The 21,806-nt window shown below is 70.3% G+C and carries 19 protein-coding genes and 1 riboswitch; of the genes, 5 read left to right on the top strand and 14 right to left on the bottom strand.

Features of this window, described 5'->3' with window-relative positions; all coding sequences use genetic code 11:
* Positions 1-5: 5 nt before the first annotated feature.
* A complete protein-coding gene (locus tag ABT061_RS42545) occupies positions 6-620 on the bottom strand; it encodes an alpha/beta hydrolase family protein (RefSeq protein WP_350929098.1) in 615 nt (204 codons plus the stop codon).
* Between the two features lie 130 nt (positions 621-750).
* On the opposite strand from ABT061_RS42545, the gene ABT061_RS42540 reads away from it, so the two are divergent.
* Positions 751-1,071 (top strand): hypothetical protein, encoded by a 321-nt coding sequence (locus tag ABT061_RS42540; protein ID WP_350929016.1) that lies wholly within the window; start codon positions 751-753, stop codon positions 1,069-1,071.
* A 117-nt stretch (positions 1,072-1,188) separates the two neighbouring features.
* Here ABT061_RS42540 and ABT061_RS42535 read toward each other — a convergent pair whose 3' ends face one another.
* The 9 genes from ABT061_RS42535 to ABT061_RS42495 all read right to left on the bottom strand — a co-directional run bounded on the left by ABT061_RS42535 (position 1,189) and on the right by ABT061_RS42495 (position 11,696).
* Positions 1,189-1,971, bottom strand: coding sequence for a tetratricopeptide repeat protein (locus ABT061_RS42535; protein WP_350929014.1), 783 nt, complete (start codon positions 1,969-1,971; stop codon positions 1,189-1,191).
* Positions 1,972-2,086: 115 nt separating this feature from the next.
* Positions 2,087-4,942, bottom strand: coding sequence for an aminomethyl-transferring glycine dehydrogenase (gcvP, locus tag ABT061_RS42530; protein ID WP_350929012.1), 2,856 nt, complete (start codon positions 4,940-4,942; stop codon positions 2,087-2,089).
* 170 nt (positions 4,943-5,112) lie between these two features.
* Positions 5,113-5,205, bottom strand: a riboswitch (glycine riboswitch).
* 15 nt (positions 5,206-5,220) lie between these two features.
* The gene (locus ABT061_RS42525; RefSeq protein WP_350929010.1) at positions 5,221-5,841 is read right to left on the bottom strand and encodes a MerR family transcriptional regulator; all 621 of its coding nucleotides are present in this window, start codon (positions 5,839-5,841) and stop codon (positions 5,221-5,223) included.
* 144 nt (positions 5,842-5,985) lie between these two features.
* Positions 5,986-6,456, bottom strand: a complete 471-nt coding sequence (locus ABT061_RS42520; RefSeq protein WP_157594447.1) for a bifunctional nuclease family protein — start codon at positions 6,454-6,456, stop codon at positions 5,986-5,988.
* 79 nt (positions 6,457-6,535) lie between these two features.
* A complete protein-coding gene (ftsR, locus tag ABT061_RS42515; protein ID WP_386271103.1) occupies positions 6,536-7,186 on the bottom strand; it encodes a transcriptional regulator FtsR in 651 nt (216 codons plus the stop codon).
* Positions 7,187-7,212: 26 nt separating this feature from the next.
* The gene (locus ABT061_RS42510; RefSeq protein ID WP_343978377.1) at positions 7,213-7,725 is read right to left on the bottom strand and encodes a double zinc ribbon and FHA domain-containing protein; all 513 of its coding nucleotides are present in this window, start codon (positions 7,723-7,725) and stop codon (positions 7,213-7,215) included.
* 227 nt (positions 7,726-7,952) lie between these two features.
* Positions 7,953-10,454: a sugar phosphate nucleotidyltransferase gene (locus tag ABT061_RS42505; RefSeq protein ID WP_350929008.1), complete on the bottom strand. Its 2,502-nt coding sequence runs from the start codon at positions 10,452-10,454 to the stop codon at positions 7,953-7,955.
* 3 nt (positions 10,455-10,457) lie between these two features.
* Positions 10,458-11,054 carry a cardiolipin synthase ClsA gene (gene clsA / locus ABT061_RS42500; RefSeq protein ID WP_030915014.1) on the bottom strand — a complete coding sequence of 199 codons (597 nt, stop codon included), beginning with the start codon at positions 11,052-11,054 and terminating at the stop codon, positions 10,458-10,460.
* 222 nt (positions 11,055-11,276) lie between these two features.
* Positions 11,277-11,696 (bottom strand): hypothetical protein, encoded by a 420-nt coding sequence (locus ABT061_RS42495; RefSeq protein ID WP_350929006.1) that lies wholly within the window; start codon positions 11,694-11,696, stop codon positions 11,277-11,279.
* Positions 11,697-11,912: 216 nt separating this feature from the next.
* Here ABT061_RS42495 and ABT061_RS42490 point away from each other — a divergent pair, with 216 nt between their 5' ends.
* Both ABT061_RS42490 and ABT061_RS42485 read left to right on the top strand, forming a co-directional pair.
* The gene (locus ABT061_RS42490; RefSeq protein ID WP_350929004.1) at positions 11,913-12,521 is read left to right on the top strand and encodes a class I SAM-dependent methyltransferase; all 609 of its coding nucleotides are present in this window, start codon (positions 11,913-11,915) and stop codon (positions 12,519-12,521) included.
* A gap of 80 nt (positions 12,522-12,601) precedes the next feature.
* The gene (locus tag ABT061_RS42485) at positions 12,602-13,783 is read left to right on the top strand and encodes an acyl-CoA dehydrogenase family protein (RefSeq protein ID WP_350929002.1); all 1,182 of its coding nucleotides are present in this window, start codon (positions 12,602-12,604) and stop codon (positions 13,781-13,783) included.
* A gap of 45 nt (positions 13,784-13,828) precedes the next feature.
* Here the strand turns inward: ABT061_RS42485 and ABT061_RS42480 are convergent, their stop codons facing one another.
* Complete coding sequence (locus ABT061_RS42480) at positions 13,829-14,743, bottom strand: alpha/beta hydrolase (RefSeq protein WP_350929000.1); 915 nt, start codon at positions 14,741-14,743, stop codon at positions 13,829-13,831.
* 407 nt (positions 14,744-15,150) lie between these two features.
* Between ABT061_RS42480 and ABT061_RS42475 the strand changes: the two genes are divergently transcribed.
* Both ABT061_RS42475 and ABT061_RS42470 read left to right on the top strand, forming a co-directional pair.
* Positions 15,151-16,266, top strand: coding sequence for a globin domain-containing protein (locus ABT061_RS42475; protein ID WP_350928998.1), 1,116 nt, complete (start codon positions 15,151-15,153; stop codon positions 16,264-16,266).
* Positions 16,267-16,634: 368 nt separating this feature from the next.
* Positions 16,635-16,964, top strand: a complete 330-nt coding sequence (locus tag ABT061_RS42470; RefSeq protein ID WP_350928996.1) for a ubiquitin family protein — start codon at positions 16,635-16,637, stop codon at positions 16,962-16,964.
* Positions 16,965-17,037: 73 nt separating this feature from the next.
* Here ABT061_RS42470 and thyX read toward each other — a convergent pair whose 3' ends face one another.
* From thyX to ABT061_RS42455, 3 genes are all read right to left on the bottom strand, one after another.
* Positions 17,038-17,730 carry an FAD-dependent thymidylate synthase gene (gene thyX, locus ABT061_RS42465; RefSeq protein WP_350928994.1) on the bottom strand — a complete coding sequence of 231 codons (693 nt, stop codon included), beginning with the start codon at positions 17,728-17,730 and terminating at the stop codon, positions 17,038-17,040.
* Between the two features lie 126 nt (positions 17,731-17,856).
* Complete coding sequence (locus tag ABT061_RS42460; protein ID WP_350928992.1) at positions 17,857-19,176, bottom strand: amidohydrolase family protein; 1,320 nt, start codon at positions 19,174-19,176, stop codon at positions 17,857-17,859.
* Between the two features lie 271 nt (positions 19,177-19,447).
* On the bottom strand, positions 19,448-21,589 hold the full coding sequence (locus ABT061_RS42455) for an anthranilate synthase component I (RefSeq protein WP_350928990.1): 2,142 nt from the start codon (positions 21,587-21,589) through the stop codon (positions 19,448-19,450).
* Between the last annotated feature and the right edge of the window lie 217 nt (positions 21,590-21,806).

The following is a 21,806-nucleotide window of genomic DNA, read 5'->3' as shown; positions in this document are numbered from 1 at the left end:
CGAACTCACACGGGCTCACACGGGCCCGGCCGCATCCTCGCGTCGAGCCATTCGGCGACCACCTCGCCCACCCTGGCGGGGTCCTTCCCGAGGTCATGGCCCTGTCCCGGCAGCACGACCAGGCGCGCGGCATCCGCCGCTTCGGGCACGCCGAACGGATCGCGGTCTCCGTTCACCACCAGCACATCCACACCCGCCGCGCGCAGCTCCCCGGCGCGTGACCGCTCCGGCTTGCCCGGCGGGTGCAGCGGGAAGGCCAGTGCGACGACCGCGCGGGCCTCGACCCGCCGGGCCGTACGGCAGGCGACCCTGGCCCCGTTGCTCCTCCCGCCCTGCGCGAGCGGCAGCCCCGGGTAGCGCTCGCGCAGGACGGCCACCAGCGTCTCCCACGCCTCGTCCTGTCTGGCCGCCGAGCCCGGCGCGCGGGCACCGCGCATCCGGAACGGCTGGAGCACCCGCGCGACGGTCCCGCCGGCCGCCGTCACGGCGTCCCGCACCGCCAGCAGGTCGGGGGCGTCCACTCCCCCGGCCGAGCCGTGGGTGAGCACCAGCAGGAAGCGCGGGGAGGCCACCTCGTCGATCTCCACCAGCGCCGGGCCGTGCGGGGTCGCGATCTCCAGTGACGGCACGGTCTCCGGGAGGGACACGGGCTCGGAGGGGGACACGGATCTCGTCCTAACGACTGATGCCTGACGGCCGGTGAAGGAGAACAATCGAAGGGTGCAGGACTACCAAGATATCCGCCAGGACATGCGGGCCACTCTCGAGGCCCGCCGTGATCTCGGGCCGGAGTACGAGACCGCCCTCATCGAGTCGTTCGTGTCGCGCCTGGACGCGACCATCACCCAGCGGGTGCGGGCCGAGATGCACGCCGCCGGGGTAGGCGGGACACCGCCGCGCAAGGCCGGGAACTCCTCGATCCCGATCGCGCTCGCCTCGATGGGCATGGGCATCCCGCTGACCGCCATCGCGGCGTCCGAGGCGGGCAGCGCCGGGTTGCTGCTGGCCTGGGGCGGCATCATCGCGATCAACGTCGCCCACGCCCTGAGCCGCCGGCGGGAGCGCGACTGACCGTTCCGGGCCCCGGAAGGAGCGGCGCGGGTTCCCGGAGCGACCGGCGTCCCGCCGGGTGCGCTCCGGTCACACCGGACACCGCCCCCGAAGCCCTGGTATGGACGTCCCAGGGGTTCAGACGTCGCGGCCCCGGCGGAGGCGGACCTCACCGGCGAGGTCGGCGTCGGCGCTGTCGAGGCCGTAGCGCCAAACGCGCTCGGCGTCCTCGCCGCGTCCTCTGAGCGGGAGCGTGCGGGCCAGGAGCTCGATGGCCAGCGCGCCGGTCTCGACGTCGCCGCCCTCCTCGATCGCACCGGAGAACTCGGCGCACGCCAGCTCCAGGTGGGCGATGCCGAGCATCACCCGCAGCCTCGGCACCTCGGCCGCGTCCGGCACCGAGAGCGCCTCCAGCAGCACCTGGGCGGCCTCCCCCGGTTCCCCCTCCTCGATGAGCGTCTCCGCCAGCCGCTGAGCGGCCCGAGGGGCGACCTCCGGGTCGCCGGTGGCCAGTGCGTCACGCAGCGACCGTTCGGCCTCCTCCGCGTCCGTGGCGAGCCTGGCGAGGGCCATGTGCGCCGACGGGACGTAGGCGGGGTGGCCGACGCCCAGCGCGGCCTGCCAGGCGGCGCGGGCCTGGTCGGCCATCCCCTCCCTTTCGAAGCTCCCCGCGAGCAGGCAGGCGGCCTGGGCGGCGAACTCCGGGTGCCCCGTCGCCAGTGCGGTGCGCGCGGCCGCGCGGGAGCCCGGCACGTCTCCGCGCTCCTGGAGCACCACGGCGAGGCCCACCGCCGCCTGTGCCCGATCGGGCTCGCCGGGGTCGGCGGCCAGCTCCGCGAAGATCACGGCGGCGCCGTCGAGGTCGCCGGACTCGGCCAGTCTTCGCGCGGTGTCCAAGGGACGGGTGTCCACCTCAGGCATGCAGGGTCCTTCCCGGATACGGAGACGCCCCGAGCCTAACGACTCGGGGCGCCGTCCGTCCTCCCGCATTCCCTACGGATACGTGGTTCTCGCGAGACGCGGGCCGCGGTGAGGATCAGTCTTCGTACGCCTCCAGGGGAGGGCAGGAGCACACCAGGTTGCGGTCTCCGTAGGCCTGGTCGATGCGGCGGACCGGCGACCAGTACTTGCCCTCGCGCAGCGAGGGCAGCGGGTAGGCCGCCTCGGTGCGGGTGTAGGGGTGCTCCCACTCGTCGGCGACGAGGCTGTCGGCCGTGTGCGGGGCGTTGCGCAGCGGGTTGTCGCCCCTGTCGTAGGCGCCGGAGGCGACCTTCTCGATCTCACCGCGAATCGCGATCATGGCCTCGCAGAACCGGTCGAGCTCGGCCAGGTCCTCGCTCTCGGTCGGCTCGATCATCAGCGTGCCGGCCACCGGGAAGGACATGGTCGGCGCGTGGAAACCGTAGTCGACGAGGCGCTTGGCCACGTCGTCGACCGTCACCCCGGTCTCCTTGGTGATCTGGCGCAGATCGATGATGCACTCGTGGGCGACGAGGCCGCCGCGGCCGGTGTAGAGAACCGGGTAGTGGGGATCGAGCCTGCGGGCCAGGTAGTTGGCCGACAGGATGGCCTGCTCGGTGGCCGCCTTCAGCCCGTCGGCACCCATCATCCGGATGTAGGCCCAGGAGATGGGCAGGATGCCCGCGGAGCCGTACGGGGCGGCCGAGACCGGGCCGACCGCCGAGCCGCCGCGCAGCGGGTGACCGGGCAGGTAGTCGGCCAGGTGGGCGCGGACCGCGACCGGGCCGACACCGGGGCCGCCGCCGCCGTGCGGGATGCAGAAGGTCTTGTGCAGGTTGAGGTGGGAGACGTCCGCCCCGAACTCGCCCGGCCTGGCCAGGCCGACCAGCGCGTTGAGGTTGGCGCCGTCGACGTAGACCTGCCCGCCGGCCTCGTGCACCAGCTCGCAGACATCGACGATCGTCTCCTCGTACACGCCGTGCGTGGACGGGTAGGTCACCATGATCGCGGCAAGCCGGTCGCGGTGCTTTTCGATCTTCGCGACGAGGTCGTCGAGGTCCACGTTGCCGTTGTCGTCGCAGGCGACCACGGCGACGCGCATGCCGGCCATCACGGCGCTGGCGGCGTTGGTACCGTGCGCGGACGAGGGGATCAGGCAGACGTCACGATCCGACTCGCCACGCGCCGTGTGGTAGGCGCGGATCGCCAGGAGGCCGGCGAACTCGCCCTGGGAGCCGGCGTTCGGCTGGATCGACACGGCGTCATAACCGGTGACCTCGGCCAGCCAGCGCTCCAGCTCCCCGATCAGCTCGGCGTAGCCCGCCGCCTGGTCCTCCGGCGCGTACGGGTGCAGCCCGGCGAACTCCGGCCAGGTGATCGGCTCCATCTCGGTGGTCGCGTTGAGCTTCATGGTGCAGGAGCCCAGCGGGATCATCGACCGGTCCAGCGCGACGTCCTTGTCCTGGAGCCTGCGCAGGTAGCGCAGCATGGCCGTCTCGGAGCGGTGGCTGTGGAAGACCGGATGGGTGAGGTAGTCGCCGACCCGCGCCAGCGCGCCTGGCAGCGCGTCGTGCGCGGCGGCGTCCAGGTCGGCCAGCACGGTGCCGCTGACCTCGAAGGCGGCCAGGACCTGCTCCAGATGGAGAACCTCGGTCCTCTCGTCGCAGGTGACGCCCACGTGGTCGGCGTCGACCAGGCGCAGGTTGACGCCGTTCTCCCGGGCCGCGGCGACGACCCCGGCGGCACGCCCGGGCACGCGGGCGAGCACGGTGTCGAAGAAGGTGTCGTGGACCACCTCGACACCGCCCTGGCGCAGCCCCTCGGCGAGCACGACGGCGTGCCGGTGGATGCGGCGGCCGATCCTGCGCAGCCCCTCGGGGCCGTGGTAGACGGCGTACATGCCGGCGATCACGGCGAGCAGCACCTGCGCGGTGCAGATGTTGCTGGTGGCCTTCTCCCGGCGGATGTGCTGCTCGCGGGTCTGGAGCGCGAGCCGGTAGGCGGGACGTCCCTCGACATCCTGGGAGACGCCGACCAGGCGGCCGGGCAGCTGGCGCTGGAGTCCGTCACGGACCGCCATGTAGGCGGCGTGCGGACCGCCGAAGCCGAGGGGGACGCCGAAGCGCTGCGAGGAGCCGACCGCGATGTCGGCGCCGAGCTCGCCCGGCGCGGCCAGGAGGGTGAGGGCGAGCAGGTCGGCGGCGGCGACCACCTGGGCACCGCACGCGTGGGCGGCGTCGGCGATGGCGCGGAAGTCGCGAATCCTGCCGCTGGCGCCGGGGTACTGCACGAGCACGCCGAAGCAGTCGGGAAGCCCTCCGGTGAAGTCGCTCTCGACCAGCTCGATGCCGAGCGGCTCGGCACGGGTGCGCAACACCGCCTTGGTCTGCGGCAGCGCGTCGGCGTCGACCACGAACACCTTCGACGAGGTGCGGCCCGCGCGGCGGGCCAGGGTCATCGCCTCGGCCGCGGCGGTGGCCTCGTCCAGCAGGGAGGCCCCCGCGACGTCGAGGGCGGTCAGGTCGGAGACGACGGTCTGGAAGTTGATCAGGGCCTCCAGCCGGCCCTGGGAGATCTCCGGCTGGTAGGGCGTGTACGCGGTGTACCAGCCCGGGTTCTCCAGGAGGTTGCGGCGGATGACACCCGGGGTGATCGTGTCGTGGTAGCCCAGGCCGATCATCGAGGTGAGCACGGTGTTACGCCCGGCGAGGACCCGCAGCTCGGCGAGGGCCTCGGACTCCCCTGCCGCCGGGGGCAGACCCAGCCGGGCGAAGGAGCGGATCGCCTCGGGCACGGCCACCGCGACCAGGTCGGCGACGGAGGCGAACCCGACCGCCTCCAGCATGCGGGTCTGGTCGGCGTCGTCGGGCCCGATGTGACGGGTCGCGAACGGCGGAGGGGCGAGTTCGCTGAGCGATGACAGATCGGTCATGAGAAGCCTCTCGGGCGGGGTGGAGACCGGTGCTGGGCGCGGGCATATGCCGGTTCTCCCCCTCTGTCATCGCGACGTGGTCGCTACCTGAGAGCTTCACCTGCCCTTGCCGGGAGGCTTGCACCGTCGGTGAGACGCACCTGGCGGGCGCGTCTGCTTTCCAGAGTTGCCTCGTCCGTGCGGTACAGGGTGCCTGAGAGATTCCGGGGAGGTTGCTCCTTCGGCGCCCCGATCGCGGTCGGGGTCTCTCCCGCACAGGGTCAATGGCGAGTCCGAGTTTACCCGGTTCGTCGTGCTCTGCGACGACGGGCCAACTCATCGGCCTGATGATCGCCTAAAGGGCCCCCGCCCGACTCCGCGCGTTCGCCGGGAAGATCCGCGAGAGAGCCCTCCACCTCCTGCCACACCCGTCCCAGCGCGATACCGAAGACTCCCTGGCCCCCCTGGAGCAGGTCGATGACCTCGTCCGGCGAGGTGCACTCGTAGACGCTCACCCCGTCGCTCATCAGAGTGATCTGGGCCAGGTCGTTGACGCCCCGCTCCCGCAGGTGCTGCACGGCGATGCGGATCTGCTGGAGGGAGACACCGGTGTCGAGAAGGCGCTTGACAACCTTGAGGACCAGAATGTCACGGAAGCCGTACAGCCGCTGGGAGCCGGAGCCGTGGGCGGCTCTCACGGTGGGCTCGACCAGGCCGGTGCGTGCCCAGTAGTCGAGTTGCCGGTAGGTGATTCCTGCCGCCGAACAGGCCGTCGGCCCCCTGTAGCCGATGTCGGCGGGCACTTTCACCGGTTGCCCGTCGAACAGCAGACCCTCTTCACCCGCGCGCTGACGTGCCGACTGGCGCCGTTCCGGGTCATCCTGGTCGGCGTTTCTACCCTCGCCGCTGCTGACCGCCACGCGGACCTCCGGCTTTCTCTCATCCCACGGCCTGATCTGGGGGTTTACGCACGACCGCAGGTTTCACTTGCACCGTAGGACTGGGGCCAAGTCCAGTCAACGACCCCACCCGGCGCGTCGTGAAGCGTAAATGCACCGAAATTCCTACCCCGCGCGGCCGAAGTCCTCGGGCGTGATCGTGTCAAGGAACTCCCTGAACTTCTCCACCTCGTCCTCCTGGTCGTCAGGGATGATCACCCCTGCCTCCCGTACCACATCCTCACTCGCGAAGATACGTGCACCGGTGCGAAGTGCCAAGGCGATCGAGTCGGAAGGGCGCGCGCTCACCTCGACCCCGTTGGAGAACACGAGATCCGCGAAGAAGATGCCGTCGCGTAAAGCGACGATGTTGACAGTGTTCAACCTGACTCCGAGCCCTTCGAGCACGTCCCGGAACAGGTCGTGGGTAAGTGGCCGGGGTGGTGGTTCCTCGGCCTGGGCCATGGCGATCGCCGTGGCTTCCGTCATGCCGATCCAGATAGGTAGGTAACGCTCCCCATGCGTCTCTTTCAGCAGGACGATCGGCTGGTTAGAGGGCATTTCAACTCGAACGCCCACGACCTCCATCTGCAACACGGGCTGCTCCGTCTTCGCTGGATTCCGACCGGTTTGTTCAACGTAACACTCGTGGGGGTACGAGTGCCTGGTCAGGCTCTCACCGGCCCAGTGCCCCACGGACTCCGGAACGCAGCAACGAGGCGTGCAATTCCAGCAGGAGACCGGAGATCTCCCTCGCCGTCTCGTCCGCCTGGTCGATCGCGCCGGGGCCGCGACGGCGCAGCAGCGGGGCGACGGCCTGTTCCACCAGCCCCGCCTCGCGTTCCGCGGCGGCCTTGACCGCCCGCAGGTGGCGGGCACGCAGGCCGAAGGCGGCCAGGGCGCCCACACTGCGGGCCACGACCAGTGCCTCGGCGTCGTAGTAGCGGGCCACGGCGGCCAGCAGACCGTAGTCCTCCAGCTCGGTGAGGGTCTCCTCGTCGAGCTCGGCGGCGGCGAGGAACTCCTCGCGGGTGAGGCGGACCTCGGGGGGCGCGTCGTCGGGGACGGCGCGCGGCCGGGCCGCCGGGCGCTCCTCGCGGTCGGCCGCCTCCAGATGATCCTTGATCACGCGCAGCGGCAGGTAGCGATCACGCTGCTCGCTGAGGATGTAGCGGAGCCGCTCGACGTCGGCGTAGGTGAACTTGCGATAGCCGGAGGGACTGCGCTCCGGCTCGATCAGCCCCTCGCCCTCCAGGAAGCGAATCTTGGAGATGCTGACGTCGGGGAACTCGCCCTGCAGGAGAGCGAGCACCTCCCCGATGCTCATGTGCGCACGAGCGGCCTGCGAGCTCATCATCCTCCAGCGGCGCCGCGGGTGAGGAAGACGAGGCGGAACTTACCGATCTGCACCTCGTCCCCGCCGTACAGCGGGACCTCCTCGATGCGCTCACGATTGACGTACGTGCCGTTCAGGCTACCAACGTCGCGGACAGTGAAGACACCGCCGCCGCGCCGGTAGAACTCCACGTGACGGCGCGAGACCGTGATGTCGTCGAGGAAGATGTCGCTCTCGGGGTGGCGGCCCACGGTGGTGAGGTCGCTGTCGAGCAGGAACCGACTGCCGGCGTTGGGGCCGCGCATCGCGACCAGCAACGCGGTGCCGGCGGGCAACTGCTCAACGGCCTGCCGCTCGGCGAGAAGCGTCTCACCGGTCTCCGCCTCATAGGCCTCGATCCCGGAGAGGGAGATCGTCGATGTGCTGTCTCCGGGGGTGTCGGACCTGGTAAGCGGCGACCCGCATCGTGAACAGAAACGGGCATCCTCAGGATTGGCATGACCGCACTGCGTGCAGTAGACGCTCGGCATCGATCGGCTCGGCCTCCTACCGCGAAGACGCGGCAACGGTGCTCAGTGATGCGCGCCTCGCTTCTTCGCTTCTCAAGTGTTTTCTCAGACTGCGAATGCCGCAACATACAGTGATGAGGCGCGAAGGTCAAGGTTGACGCTGAACCGCGGGTACGGTCGGTGACAAAGTTACAGGGGACGCTGCCCCTGGTCCATGGCGCCGCGCGGTATTTGTCGCGCGGGCCGCCTCAACCGCCGGCGGCCTCCTCCACCACCCGCGCCCAGCGCTCGATCAGGGTCTGGGCGGAGTCGACGTCGAACCCCTCGGCCCACAGGTGGGTCACCGCCTCGGTCGGGTCGGGCAGCACCAGGGTCCAGCTGCCGTCCTCCGCGACGACCCGCACCCCGTCGGTGGTGTCGATGCGGTGGTGCTCGGCGGCCTCGATGACCGAGCGCATCACCGCCCCCTTGGCCGCCCACGGAGTCGGCACGGTACGGCGCAGCAGCTTGGCCTCGGGTATCCTGGCGTCGATCTGGCTGAGCGAGAGCCGGGTCCTGGCGACCAGCCCGAGCAGGCGCAGGAACACCGCCAGGCCGTCCACCGTGGGGCCGAACTCGGGCACGATGAAACCACCGCGCCCGTCGGCCGCGAAGATCATCTCCGGACCCCTGGCGGCGGCGGTGAGCGCGTCGATCGCGGTGGACGTCCACTCGGCCTGGACCCCGTGGAACCTGCAGACCTGCTCGGCCACCCGGGTGGTGGTGACCGGCAGTGCCACCCTGCCGCCGCGGCGCTCGGCCGCGACCAGGTCGAGCACCACCAGCAGGGCGCGCTCCTCGCTGATCAGCTGGCCCATCTCGTCCACCAGCGCGACCCGCTCCCCCACCGGGTCGAAGCGCACGCCGAAGGCCGCCCTGGAGGAGCTGACGAGCTCTGACAGGCGCTGCAGGTCACGGCGGCGCTCGGCGAGGGTCTCGGTGGGCGAGGCGTCGTCCAGCCGGTTGTTGACGGTCAGCACGTCCACCCCGACCCGGCCGAGCAGGCTGGGCAGCACCAGCGAGGAGGTGCCTCCCGCGCAGTCGACCACGACCTTCATGTCGGCGTCGCGGACCCCGTTGATGTCGATCAGGCGTAGCAGCTCGTGCGTGTAGTCCTCCACCGCCCTGGCGGGGAAGCTCAGCTCGGCGATCTCGCCGGGGAAGGCGCGGCGGAACTCCTGCCGGGAGAAGACCCGGTCCAGCTTGCGCTGGGCCGGCGGCGACAGGTCCGCGCCGTGCTCGTCCATGAAGACGATGTCGACGCTCTGCGGGTCGCCGGGGGTGGTGCGCAGCGCGATGCCGCCTACCGCGTTCTCCCTGGCGGTGTGGAAGCGTGCCACGGGGAGCGGGGACGCCTCCAGGTCGAGCACGTTGATCGCGCTGGCGTTGAGGGCGCTGATCACGGCCCGCTTCAGCGCCCGCGCCGCGCGGGAGGAGTCGCGGGAGGTGATGACCGAGGCGCCCTTCTTCAGGGTGGTGGCGTAGGCGCTGGCGAGCCGCACGCACAGCTCGGGGGTGATCTCCACGTTGACCAGTCCCGAGACCCCCCGGGGGCCGAACAGGTTTCGCTGGGCGCGCGGCTCCCAGATGACGCTGTTGTTGATCACCGCCCCGGCCTCGATGGTCTTGAACGGGTAGATCTTGACGCCGGAGGAGATGTACGCCTCGGCCTCGATGATGCACTCGTCGCCGATGACGGCGCCCTCCTCGACCCTGGCCGCGGTCATCAGGTCGGTGTTCTTGCCGATCACGCAGCCGCGCAGGTGGGCGCTGGGCCCGATGTAGACGTTGTCGTGGACGACCGCGCGGTGCAGGAAGGCCCCCTCCCTGACCACCGCGTTGCTGCCCAGCACGGTGTACTCTCGCAGCTCGGCCCCCGCCTCGACCTTGGCGTAGTCGCCGACGTAGAGCGGGCCCTTGAGGATGGCGTCGGTGTCGACCGAGGCTCCCTCGGCCACCCAGACGCCCGGCGAGACCTCGAAGGCGTCGATGTCGACCTTGACCCGGCCCGACAGGACGTCGGCCTGGGCCTTGAGGTAGCTCTCGTGGGTGCCGACGTCCTCCCAGTAGCCGTCGGCCACGTAGCCGTACAGCGGGGCTCCGCGCTCCAGCAGCCGGGGGAACACGTCTCCCGACCAGTCGACGGACTCCCCCGCCGCGATCTCGTCGAGGACCTCGGGTTCCATCACGTAGATGCCGGTGTTGACGGTGTCGGAGAAGACCTGGCCCCAGGTGGGCTTCTCCAGGAAGCGCTCCACCCGCCCCTGGTCGTCGACGATGACGATGCCGAACTCCAGCGGGTTGGGAACGCGCTTGAGCCCGATCGTGACCATCGCGCCGTTCTCACGGTGGAAGCGGATCATGTCCGTCAGGTCGATGTCCGTCAGCGCGTCGCCGGAGATGACCAGGAAGCGGTCGTCGCGCAGCCGGTCCGCGGCGTTCTTGACGCTGCCCGCGGTGCCGAGCGGTGTGTCCTCGGTGGCGTAGTACAGGCTCATGCCGAGTTCGTCGCCGTCGCCGAAGTAGTTACGGACCAGGGCCGCCAGGAACTGCACGGTGACCACCGTCTCGGTGAAACCGTGCCGTTTCAGGAGGCGCAGCACGTGCTCCATGATCGGCCGATTGATCACGGGCAGGAGAGGCTTGGGCTGGTTCGCGGTCATCGGCCGGAGCCGTGTACCCTCCCCGCCCGCCATGACGACGGCCTTCACAGATCACCTCTTAAGGCGTTTGGCCTCGCTTGTCAGCTGACGCACCTGTACCCAATACAGCACTCCGGACCACCAGTACAGACCTGTGCCCCAGATGGCCAGGGACCAGCCGACGATCCGGGCGGGATCGGCGTACCAGGCGTCGTGGTGGGCGAGGAAGAGCAGAGGGAAGGCGTAGAGGAGGTTGGCGGTGGCGGCCTTGCCGAGGAAGTGCACGGGCAACGCCGGGCCGTAGCCGAGGCGGCGCAGGATGAGCGGGATGCCCAGCAGCATCACGTCGCGCAGCGGGATGGCCAGTGCCAGCCACCAGGGGATGATCTCGCGCATGGCGAGGCCGAACAGGGTGGCCAGGATGTAGAGCCGGTCGGCCAGCGGGTCGAGCAGGCGGCCGAGCCGGCTGGTCTGGTTCCAGGCGCGGGCGATCTTACCGTCGAGCCAGTCGGAGAACCCCGCCAGCATCAGCAGCGCGACGGCCCAGCCGTCGGCCTTCGGGCCCAGCACCAGCCAGAGGAAGACCGGCACCCCCAGAAGCCTGGCCAGGCTCAACGCGTTGGGAACCGTCCAGATTCGATCTTCGGCTCCCGATGCTTCCGGATTCACCGGTCTGTCTCCCTCCCCGTGCCTGATGCCGACCCTACCCGTGCGGAGCTCACACGGACCGTACGGCCGTCCGGCGGGGGCACGGGCGCCGGGCGTCAGGCGCGGGACCAGGGGGCGCCCAGGGGCGCGACAGGGCCCGGGGAGGAGGCGGGAGGAGTGCGGGGAACCACGCCGCCGCGGCCGCGCGGCGGCGTGGTTCCGATCCGGGCGGCGCCGTCCGGATCAGGAACGGCGCACGGCGGCGCCGGGGGACCAGGCCCAGACGAGCACGGCGACGGTCATCCCGAACAGGGCCAGCCCGCTGGGGACGTGGGTGCCGAGCGCCTCCCAGCTGAAGTGCTGTGCCATCCCGACCAGGAAGAGGCCGACGCTGACCAGCGCCGGCCAGCCGGCACCTCGCCCGGGACGCCAGACCATGGCGGCCACGACGATCTGCAGCAGTGCGATCAGATGCACCACCATCCCGGCCAGTACGTGGGTCTCGGCCAGCGCCTCCCCGCCGCGCACCGCCTGGCCGGCGAACGAGGCGGCGGCGATGAGGCCGGCCGCCTGGGCGACGACCAGGATGCGCAGGCCGTACAGCAGGCCCGCGGAGACCAGGCGATCCTCCGTCGGTTTCCGCGGGGAGATGACCTCCTGCATATTATGTGTCCTTACCTTGGATGACTGGTTCGGAACACATCGTGGCCGCGGGGTATCCATCCGGTCGTCACCCTGGGGGCTGACCTCGCCGTCCGCCTCTTGGCGGATTCTCCGTCCGGTGCGCGTTCACCCCTCGGGGGCACCGCCTCCCGCGCGGCCGAAAATCGTATCGGATGACGCGCGCGACGCCCCGGCGCACCCCTTACGCTTCACAGCATGACCAATGACACCACGCTCTTTCTTGGGCAGTGGATTCGCTCGCCGGGCACCGTCGGAGCGGTGGCGCCGAGCTCGCGGCGGCTTGCCGAGGCGGTGGCCTCGCCGGTCCCCCACCGGGGGGATCCGGTGATCGTCGAACTCGGCCCGGGCACCGGCGTGTTCACCGCGGAGATTCAGCGCAGGCTGGGAGGCCGGGGGCACCACATGGCCGTCGAGATCAACCCCAGGCTGGCCGATTTCCTCGCCGCCAGGAACCCCGGGGTGGACGTCGTGACCGATGACGCGGCACGGCTGCCTCAGTTGCTGCAGGAGCGTGGTCTCGCCAGGGCCGACGTGATCGTGAGTGGGCTCCCCTGGGCCGCGTTCTCCGAGGAGACACAGGGCCGCCTGCTGAACGCGGTCACCGCGATCATGGGTCCGCACACGGCCTTCACCACCTTCGCCTACAGCTTCGCCAAGCGCCTTCCTCCCGCGCGGCGTTTCAGGAAGCGCCTGATCGACACCTTCGAGGAGGTCGTCGTGGGCCGCACGGTGTGGGGCAACCTACCGCCTGCCTTCGTCTACCACACGCGCAGGCCGCGCCTGGACGCCGTCCAGCAGAACTGATCCCCGCGTCCCGGTGGCACTGGAGGCTTACCGAACTTCGTTCTACGATTGCGCGCGCAACTAGAATGGAGTTGGTCACCGTGGACTTCACACTTCCGGAGAGCGCCCTCGCCGTCCAACGCGGCGTCGGCGACATCTGCGCGCGCTACGACCTGGACTACTGGCAGCGGTGCGAGAGCGAGAAACGCTGGCCGGAGGAGGTCTGGCAGGATCTGGCCAAGGGCGGCTGGCTCGGCCTGGCCGTGCCCGAGGAGTACGGAGGCGGCGGTCAGGGCCTGCTGGAGCTGGCCGTGGCCACCGAGACCCTGTCGGCCTCCGGCTCGGCCGGCGGTTCGGCGTTCACCTACGTGCTCACCCCCGGGTTCGGCGCCATGACCCTGGCCAGGCACGGCAGCCCCTGGCAGCGCGACGAACTGCTGCCCAGGCTGGCCACCGGCGAGCTGGAGACCTGTTTCGCGCTGACCGAGCCCGACGCCGGGTCCAACGCCCTGGGCATCTCCACCTCCGCCCGTCACGACGGGGCGGAGTTCGTCGTCAACGGCCAGAAGATCTGGATCACCGGCGTGCAGCGCGCCACCTGGATGCTTCTGGTCACCCGGACCATCCCGGCCGCCGAGGCCAAGCCCCGCACCAACGGCCTGACCGTCCTGCTGGTGAACGTCCCCGAGGCCGTCGCGGCCGGCCGGCTCTCCTTCCAGCCGATCCCGAAGATGGGCGCCAACACCACCCCGTCCAACATGGTCTTCATAGACGACCTGCGGGTCCCGGAGAGGAACGTGGTCGGTGAGGTCGACCAGGGCGCGCTGGTGCTGTGGGACATCCTCAACCCCGAGCGCGTCCTGCTGGCCGCCTCCGCGCTCGGCGGCGCCGAGGTGGCGCTGCGGGTGGCCGTGCAGTACGCCAAGGAGCGCGAGGTGTTCGGCCGTCCGATCGGCGCCAACCAGGCCATCGCCTTCCCCCTCGCCCAGGTCAAGGCCAAGATCGAGCTGGCCAGGCTGATGCTGTACAAGGCCGCCTGGCTGTTCGACAGGCAGTTGCCCTGCGGCACCGAGGCCAACATCGCCAAGCTGACCGCCTCCCAGGCGGCCTGGGAGGCGGCCGACCACGCGTTCCAGACGCACGGCGGCATGGCCTACTCGCTGGAGTACCCGGTGGCCCGCCTGCTGGCCGACGCCCGCATCGGCAAGGTCGCCCCCGTCACCGAGGAGCTCCTGCTCAACTACCTGGCCACCCAGGTGCTCGGACTTCCCAGGAGCTTCTGACCTGATCGCCGGGTGCGCCCCGCCCGTCCGGAGCCGGGCGCACCCCTATTGGAAAGCCTCCGCGAGACGGGCCGCGGCGTACTCGCGCGCCTCGGTCGCCTGGTCGAAGAAGCCCGGCAGGCCGAAGAAGCCGTGGATCGCCCCCTCGTACCTCCTGACCTCGACCGGCACCCCGGCTGCGGCCAGCTGGGCGGCGTATTCCTCACCCTCGTCACAGAGCGGGTCGCACTCGGCGGTGATCACCGTCGCCGGGGCCAGACCGGCCTTGTCGGCCAGCCGGACGGGAGCCAGCCGGGGGTCGACCGGATCACCGCCGTACTGCGCGACGAACCAGGCCATCTCGTCGGCGCCGAGCCCGAAACCGCCGGCGTAGGCGCGGTAACTCCCGGTGTCCATGGCCACGTCGGCTATCGGGTAGACGAGCAGCTGGTGGGCCAGCCTGAGCCCGGCGTCCCTGGCCTGCCAGGCGGCCACGGCGGCCAGGTTGCCCCCGGCGCTGTCGCCGCAGACCGCGATGCGCTCGGGGTCGACCCCGTAGACGCCGGGGCGGCCGAAGACGTCCCGGACGACGCTCCAGGCGTCGTCGGCCGCCGCGGGGAAGGGGTGGTCGGGGGCGAGCCGGTAGTCGACCGAGATCACGACCGCCCCGTTGCGCACCGCGAGGTCACGGCCGAGGGCGTCGTTGCGGTCGACACTGCCGAAGACCCAGCCTCCACCGTGAAAGTAGACGATCCCCGGGAGGGGACGGTCGTCCTCCTCCGGCCGGTAGACGCGGACCGGCACGCCCGCGACGACGTCATCCCTGACCAGCGGGAGCGGGATGATCGGACCACGTTGCTCGGCGAAGGCGTCGAGGGCCCGCATCGCGACGATCGCCTCGGGGGTGAGTGTGGAGAGCGGGACACCGAGGTCCGTCTGGAAAGTCTTCAGGTAGGCCTCGGCCTGCGGGTGCAACGGCATGATCGGCACTTTACCCGCCGGGTCCGGTCGACCGCGGAAGGCGTCGAGGTGTCAGTGTCGCCCGGCCGCCACGGCGGAGAGGATCACACCTCCGGCGACCCGAAACTCCGGAATGACGGGAAATCTCTCGAACGGCGGGCCCACCACTCAGAACGAACGTGATTATTATTCGCTTACTTTCCTCGCACCATATTGTTCGGTCACACAAAATAACGCTCTAATTACGGATAGTTAGACTTCCCACCGTATTGTCGAGAAACGGTTGTGACGCCTACCTGGTGATGGAAGACTTAAATTTCGAGTGATCAGGTGAGCCGGGGCTACCGGTCGCTCGTCACCCGGAGCCGTCAGGGAGGTGGATCTGCGTGATCGGACTTTGAGCCGATCAATTAGGGTGGGTTCGTTAAATGTCTTTGAATCCGCGTCTCGTCAAGGAAAGCTTCGCCGTCGTCGAACCTGTCGCGGACAAGGCCGCGGCATACTTCTACGGACGTCTGTTCGCCGAGAGCCCGCACCTGCGGACGATGTTCCCTCCGGCGATGGACGTACAGCGCGACCGCCTGTTCGGCGCGCTGACCAGAATCGTCTGGAGCCTGGACAGTCCCGACAGCCTGGCCTCGTTCCTGAGTCAACTCGGCCGCGACCACCGGAAGTACGGCGTGCTCGCCGAGCACTACACCGCGATCGGCAACGCGCTCCTGGCCACGGTCAGGCGCTTCGCCGCCGAGATCTGGACCCCCGAGATAGAGGCGGCATGGACCGCCGCCTACACCGCCGCCGCCAATCTCATGATCGAATCGGCCGAGTCCGACGCGGGGGTGTCCCCCGCCTGGTGGCTGGCCGAGGTGATCGACCACGAAGTCCGCACCCCGGACATCGCGGTGATCACCTTACGGCTCGACCAGGACCTGCCCTACCTGCCCGGCCAGTACGTCAGCGTGCAGACCGCACGCTGGCCACGCGTCTGGCGCACGTTCTCCATCGCGAACGCACCCCGGGACGACAACACGATCCGCCTGCACGTCCGCGCGGTCTCCGGCGGCTGGGTCTCCACCACGCTGGTCCAGCGCACCCGGATCGGAGACAACCTGATGCTGGGGCCCCCGATCGGCACCATGGTTCCCACCGACTCCGGACGCGACATCCTGTGCGTGGCCGGCGGCACCGGCCTGGCACCGATCAAGGCCATCCTGGAGCATGTGATCGGCTCCGGTCGCCGCCCCAACATCCACCTGCTCCACGGCGCCCGCACCGCCGGGGAACTCTACGACCTGACCGACCTGCTCCGGATGGCGTCGGCCTTCCCGTGGCTGCGGGTGCTCCCCGTGGTCTCCGGACAACCGGGGTACGACGGCATGCGGGGCCAGGTGGCCGAGGTGATGGAGCGGTTCCACTCCTGGTCCGACCACGAGGCCTACGTCTGCGGCCCGACCGCCATGGTCAACGAGACGGTCCACCGGCTCCAGCAGGGCGGGATGCCCCTGGCCCACATCCACCGGGACATCGCGCAGGGCGAGCCTTGACCGACAATCAGGATTAATCCCCCAAAGTGATCACGCAAATTCCACAGAGCCCGGCGGGACACGGTATGGCATGGCAGCATGAGGCCCAATCCGAAAGGAGATGGTCATGCACGACTGCCCCCCTCACAGCCCGTGCCCCCCTCTCGACCGCCACCCCCGTTCCCCGCACGTCCCCGCCAGAGCCGTCCATCCGCACGAATCCGCCCCCGGTCCCCTCCACCGGCGGCGGACCCTCCGATGGGCCCTCCGGTGGGCCCTCCACGGCCAGGGCCACGCCCGCCTCCGGCATGCGGCCACCCCCGGCCGCGGCACCCGCCCCTCGGGCGCACCGGCCATGCCCGCCCCGCACCACACGGCGCTCTGAACCGATGGCCAGACCCGTCACGCTGGTGACCTTCATGCTTCCCGCCCCCCTGCGGCACTGGGCCGGCGAGAGCACCGAGGTCCGCGTCTTCGCCGTCGCCGACCATGAGGACGGCGACCCCACGCTGGGTTCCGCCCTCGACACGCTCCGCCGTACGCACCCGTCCCTGGAGCAGCGGCTCCGCGACGACTACGGGAGCATCCGCCGCCACATCAGCATGTTCGTCTGCGGCGAGAACGCCCGGCATCTCGGCGGCCTCGACTGCACGCTGCCCCCGGGGGCCGAGATCCTCGTCCTGCCCACCCTCTCGCGCCGCCAGGAGACCACGAGCTGACCCGCCCGCGTCCCGGACCACGGTCCATGCGAGACCTCGGAGAGCGGGCCGAAGACCCGGCGGGCGGCAGGACCTAGGGCGCGACCCTGCCGCCGGCCACGAAGGCCTCGTGCGTGAGGGGCATCAGCGCCGCCCAGGCGGCCTCCATCTTCTCCGCCACCATCTCGATCTCACGCTGCGGGAACGAGGGCACCTTGGCCTGCTCGTTCTTGGTGCGCAGGGAGAGGAAGTGCATGAGCGAACGGGCATTGCAGGTGGCGTACATCGAGGAGAACAGCCCGACGGGCAGCACCGCCCTGGCCACCTCGCGGGCGATGCCGGCCTCCAGCATCTCCTGGTAGGCGGCGTAGGACTGCCGGTAGGACGCCTCCATCACCTCGGTAACGACCTTGTGCTGCTCGGCACTGCCCTCGACGAAGACGTACTTACCCGGCCGGCCTTCCTGAACCAGCTTCCGCTCCATCCCCGGAACATAGAAATTGGGCTGAAGCTCACGATAACGCCCGCTTTCCTCGTTATACGACCATCCAACCCTATGGCGGTGAAATTCACGGAAGACGAAGATCGGCGCGCTGACCAGGAAGGTCATCGAGTTGTGCTCGAAGGGGCTGCCGTGCCGGTCGCGCATCAGGAAGTTGATCAGCCCCTTGGACCGCGCGGGATCCTTGCCGACCTCCTCCAGGGACTGTTCCCCCGCGGTCGAGACCCGCGCCGCCCAGAGCACGTCGGAGTCGGAGGCGCTGTGCTTGACCAACTCCACGGTCACGTCGTCAAGAAAACGTGCCTCTGCCTCATCGCCCGTCAACTGAATCCCCCTCATCGCCTCGCCGGTCGCGCATATCGTAGACCGTAACGGCATGGGGAGCCCCGCCGCCCCGAAGACGGGCACCGCTCACAGCCGGTAGATCCGGCGGGCGTTGCCTGAGCCGATCATCTGGGCCACCCGGACGGCGTCCGAGGCGCTCCACTCACCGTCCGCCAGTCGCGCGGCGAGCGCCCCGGCCAGTCCTCGCCGGTAGTGCAGGGCTCCAAGGTGGCAGGTCTCCGCCACGCCGTGGCCGCCGGAGCCGAACAACTGCTTGTGGAACGGTGCCAGTTCGAGCAGCTCCGCCATGACCGCGGCCGAGCCCGTGGCGCTGCGGGTCAGCGCCGCGCCCACGTCGACGTAGACATGCGGGAGCACACCGGCGAGGTAGGCCGCCCGGCGGTGGAACGGGTGACAGTGCAACAGGACGACGGGCACACCCACCGGCTGCACAGCCATGATGAAGCCGGTCATCGGTGCCGGACCCGTACCGTACCGGCCGGGGACCGCGCGGCCTTCGACGGCGTCGGGAGTCCCGAAAGCGCCGGCATCCACGCGACCGCCGTGAACCGCAGGACCGCCGCGACCGGCATGGGCCCCCTGGCGCGCGCCGCCGTAGTGGGGGTGACCGGTGTGGAACTGCAGCGGCCGCCCGTACTCCCTGGCCACGTCGACGGCCGTCCAGAGCAGGTGGCGCAGGAGCACCTGATCGATGAGCCGCTCACCCGGGCAGGCCAGCCGCCGAGTGGCCGCCGCGATCACCGCTCCCCGGCTCGGCCTGGCCGGGTCGAGATGGAGCCCGGATCTGTGGGCCGTGACCGACTTCAGCGCGACGGCGCGGACGGCCCGCGCGGCGAGGCTCTGGGCGAGGGCCGAGATGTAGGAGACCCCCGAGACCGCGGTCCTGGCCACCTCCTCCTCGGCCCGCTCGATGTGGACGACCCGCGCGGTGCCGGCGCCACCCGCCTGGCCCATCTCGGCCGGTGGCAGCACCTCGGGCCTGCCGAGGTCACCGTCGAGATCGCCGTCGAGATCACCGTCCAGGCCGTCGAAGCGGTCGAATCCGTCGAACAGGAAGGTGGCTATCCCCGCGGCGCCCAGCAGTCGCCGGTTCACCTCGGTGGCGCCCAACTCCGCCCTGCGGGCCAGGTACACGGCCGGCGGCACGTGCGGGGCGAGACCGAGGACGGGCGCGCACCAGCGACGGACCGCGGTGCCGACGGGGGTGTCGAAGTGGGTGGTGCCGGGGGGCGCCGGAGTTCCCGCGTCGCTGAGCAGCGTCTCGAACCGGGCCCTGGTCAGGTCGTCACGGCGCACGCCGTGACAGTTCTGGTCGACCAGCGGCGCCAGCAGCGCCTCCCGTACGGCGTCGGGCAGTTCGACGGGCAGCACACCGTCCGACCTCATGCCCGCTCCTCCCCCGGTCGCGGGGGCGGCGGCCAGGTCCGGCCGTCACCCCTGCGGTCCCTACGACGGGGAGAACTCTCTGACTCCTCCGCTTCCCGATGGGAGCGGCTCCTCGCCTCCCTCGGCCGAGGTGGGCGACGGCCAGGCTCTGGCCGTTTCGAACCCGAGAACCGTAGCGGAGAAGCGATTCACCTGCCGGGTGAACCCGGCGATCCCCTCGCTGAACATGATGGTCACCCGAGGTGAGGGCCGGGTTCGAAATACCGCTTCTTTACCCGGACGTGCGGCAGAGCCGGAGAACGTTGGCGATGATCTTCGCTCCCGCGCCTCCCTCCGCGGTGAGGATCGACTCGGGGTGGAACTGCACGGCGAAGCGGCGCCGCTGCACGTCCTCGATCGCCATCACCGCGCCGTCGGGGGTGAGCGCGGTGGCGGTGAAACCGGCGACACCCGGCTGCTTGACGTGGACCGAGTGGTAGCGCGCGGCGGTGAACTCCTCGGGGAGCCCGTCGAGCAGGGCGCTGTCGCCCAGCCGCCGGACCCGGCCACGCTTGCCGTGCTCGGGGTAGGACAGCAGCTCCAGTGTGCCGCCCGCCTGCTCCACCATGCCCTGCAGTCCGAGGCAGACGCCGAACACCGGCAGGTCGCGCTCGTAGAGGGCGTCGATCAGGGCGGGGAGCCCGAAGTCGGAGGGCCAGCCGGGGCCCGGCGACAGCACCACCAGGGACGGCGCGATCTCGTCGATCATCGTGACGGGGAAGCCGTGCCTGAGCGTGACGACCTCGGCGCCCTGCTGGCGGAAGTAGTCGGCGAGGGTGTTGACGAAGGAGTCCTCGCAGTCGACGAGCAGGATCTTCATCCCGCTTCCCGGCGGCGCCGCGGCCACCTGGGGCTCGGCCTGCTCCTGCGGGGTCACGCCGACCGCCGCCAGAGCGCCCAGCAGGGCGCTGGCCTTGAGCTCGGTCTCCCGCTCCTCGGAGGCGGGGTCGGAGTCGAACAGCAGCGTGGCCCCGGCTCTGACGGTGGCGACCCCGCCGCGGATCTGCGCGGTGCGCAGGGTCAGGCCGGTGTTCATCGAGCCGTCGAAGCCGATGTAGCCGACCGCTCCGCCGTACCAGCGGCGGGTGGTGGCCTCGTGGTCCTCGATGAACTGCATGGCCCAGGTCTTGGGGGCACCGGTGACGGTGACGGCCCACATGTGGGTGAGGAAGGCGTCGAGCGCGTCGAACTCCGGCCGCAGCCGGCCCTCGATGTGGTCGACGGTGTGGATCAGCCTGGAGTACATCTCGATCTGGCGCCGCCCGATGACCTGGACCGTCCCCGGCACGCAGATGCGCGACTTGTCGTTGCGGTCCACGTCCGTGCACATGGTCAGCTCCGACTCCTCCTTGACGCTGGACAGGAGGGTGCGGATCGCGTCGGCGTCCTCGACCGGGTTGCTGCCCCTGGCGATGGTGCCGGAGATGGGGCAGGTCTCGACACGGTCGCCGCTGACCCGGACGTACATCTCCGGGGAGGCGCCGACCAGGTGCTCGCCCTCACCGAGGTTGAACAGGAACTCGTACGGTGCCGGATTGACCTGGCGCAGTTCCCGGTAGAAGGCCGCCGGGTCGGCGCAGGGCGCGTGGAAGACCTGACCGGGAACGACCTCGAACAGGTCGCCCCGGACGAACTTCTCCTTGGCCGCGGCCACCACCTGGGCGTAGGAGCCCTTCTCGGGGTCGGCCGGGAGCTCGGACGGCGCGGGGGGCAGCGGTACGACCTCCCCCTCGCGGGCCAGCCCGTGGGTGGAGAGGCCGTCCACCGTGAACTCGTAGCGGAACTCCTTGCTGGTCTCCCGCTTGCGGTCGATCACCATCACCCGGTCGGGCAGGTGCAGCACGAGGTCGCGCTGGTCGGCGCCCCGCGGCAGGACCTGCTTGATCGGCTCGAACTGGAAGGCCAGGTCGTAGCCGAAGGAGCCGTACAGGCCCAGGTGCTCGTCCTCGCCCTTGAACACGGCGATGACCTCGCGGATCGCGGTGAAGACCGTGGGACGGCGGCTGCGCATCTCCTCGGGGAGGATGTCCTCGGACTCCGCCACGTGCACCTCGACGAAATCGCCTGTCGGCTCCTCGACGGGCTTGCCCGCCGCCAGCAGGCAGGACACGACGGCGGGCAGCACCACCCTGCCGCGGGCGTTCAGCGCGCGGGCGGAGATCCTGCGTCCCCTGGCCACGATCTCCAGGCAGGGATCGACGTAGGCGAGGTGCCATCGGCTGTAGCGGCCGGGATACTCCATCCCGGAGGAGAGCACTCCACCACGGCGCTCGCCGAGCGTCGTGACGACGTCCTCAAGCACCGTCTCCGGCACGTCGGACGCGGTGACCTCGATCCCCACGCCGCCGGCGGTGGTATATCGGCTCGTCTCCACTGCGTTATCGCCCCTTTGATTTCCCTGATGCCCAGAGGGAGCGGACGCAGAGAAGGCCGCCTCCCTGGGCGGCCGTCTGTCTGCTCGCGAATGCGAAACCTGCGCCGCCTAGAAGCGGCGCCACCACCGAAGGGCAACCGGGTATCGCATGTCGCCACAGTACCGGCGACGACCGTGATCATGCAACGTGGCCACGCGACGGCCTCGCCCCCGGGCC

The organism is Streptosporangium sp. NPDC002544, from assembly GCF_040295965.1.
Classification (GTDB): domain Bacteria; phylum Actinomycetota; class Actinomycetes; order Streptosporangiales; family Streptosporangiaceae; genus Streptosporangium.
Note: the sequence above shows the minus strand (reverse complement) of the source record. Positions and strands in the feature narration are given on the sequence as shown.

Bases quoted from the DNA above. Each gene is read 5' to 3' on its own strand.
- ABT061_RS42540 (WP_350929016.1), top strand. From the start codon at position 751: ATGCGGGCCACTCTCGAGGCCCGCCGTGATCTCGGGCCGGAGTACGAG.
- ABT061_RS42535 (WP_350929014.1), bottom strand. From the start codon at position 1,971: ATGCCTGAGGTGGACACCCGTCCCTTGGACACCGCGCGAAGACTGGCC.
- gcvP (WP_350929012.1), bottom strand. From the start codon at position 4,942: ATGACCGATCTGTCATCGCTCAGCGAACTCGCCCCTCCGCCGTTCGCG.
- ftsR (WP_386271103.1), bottom strand. From the start codon at position 7,186: ATGAGCATCGGGGAGGTGCTCGCTCTCCTGCAGGGCGAGTTCCCCGAC.
- ABT061_RS42510 (WP_343978377.1), bottom strand. From the start codon at position 7,725: ATGCCGAGCGTCTACTGCACGCAGTGCGGTCATGCCAATCCTGAGGAT.
- ABT061_RS42495 (WP_350929006.1), bottom strand. From the start codon at position 11,696: ATGCAGGAGGTCATCTCCCCGCGGAAACCGACGGAGGATCGCCTGGTC.
- ABT061_RS42490 (WP_350929004.1), top strand. From the start codon at position 11,913: ATGACCAATGACACCACGCTCTTTCTTGGGCAGTGGATTCGCTCGCCG.
- ABT061_RS42480 (WP_350929000.1), bottom strand. From the start codon at position 14,743: ATGCCGTTGCACCCGCAGGCCGAGGCCTACCTGAAGACTTTCCAGACG.
- ABT061_RS42475 (WP_350928998.1), top strand. From the start codon at position 15,151: ATGTCTTTGAATCCGCGTCTCGTCAAGGAAAGCTTCGCCGTCGTCGAA.
- ABT061_RS42470 (WP_350928996.1), top strand. From the start codon at position 16,635: ATGGCCAGACCCGTCACGCTGGTGACCTTCATGCTTCCCGCCCCCCTG.
- ABT061_RS42460 (WP_350928992.1), bottom strand. From the start codon at position 19,176: ATGAGGTCGGACGGTGTGCTGCCCGTCGAACTGCCCGACGCCGTACGG.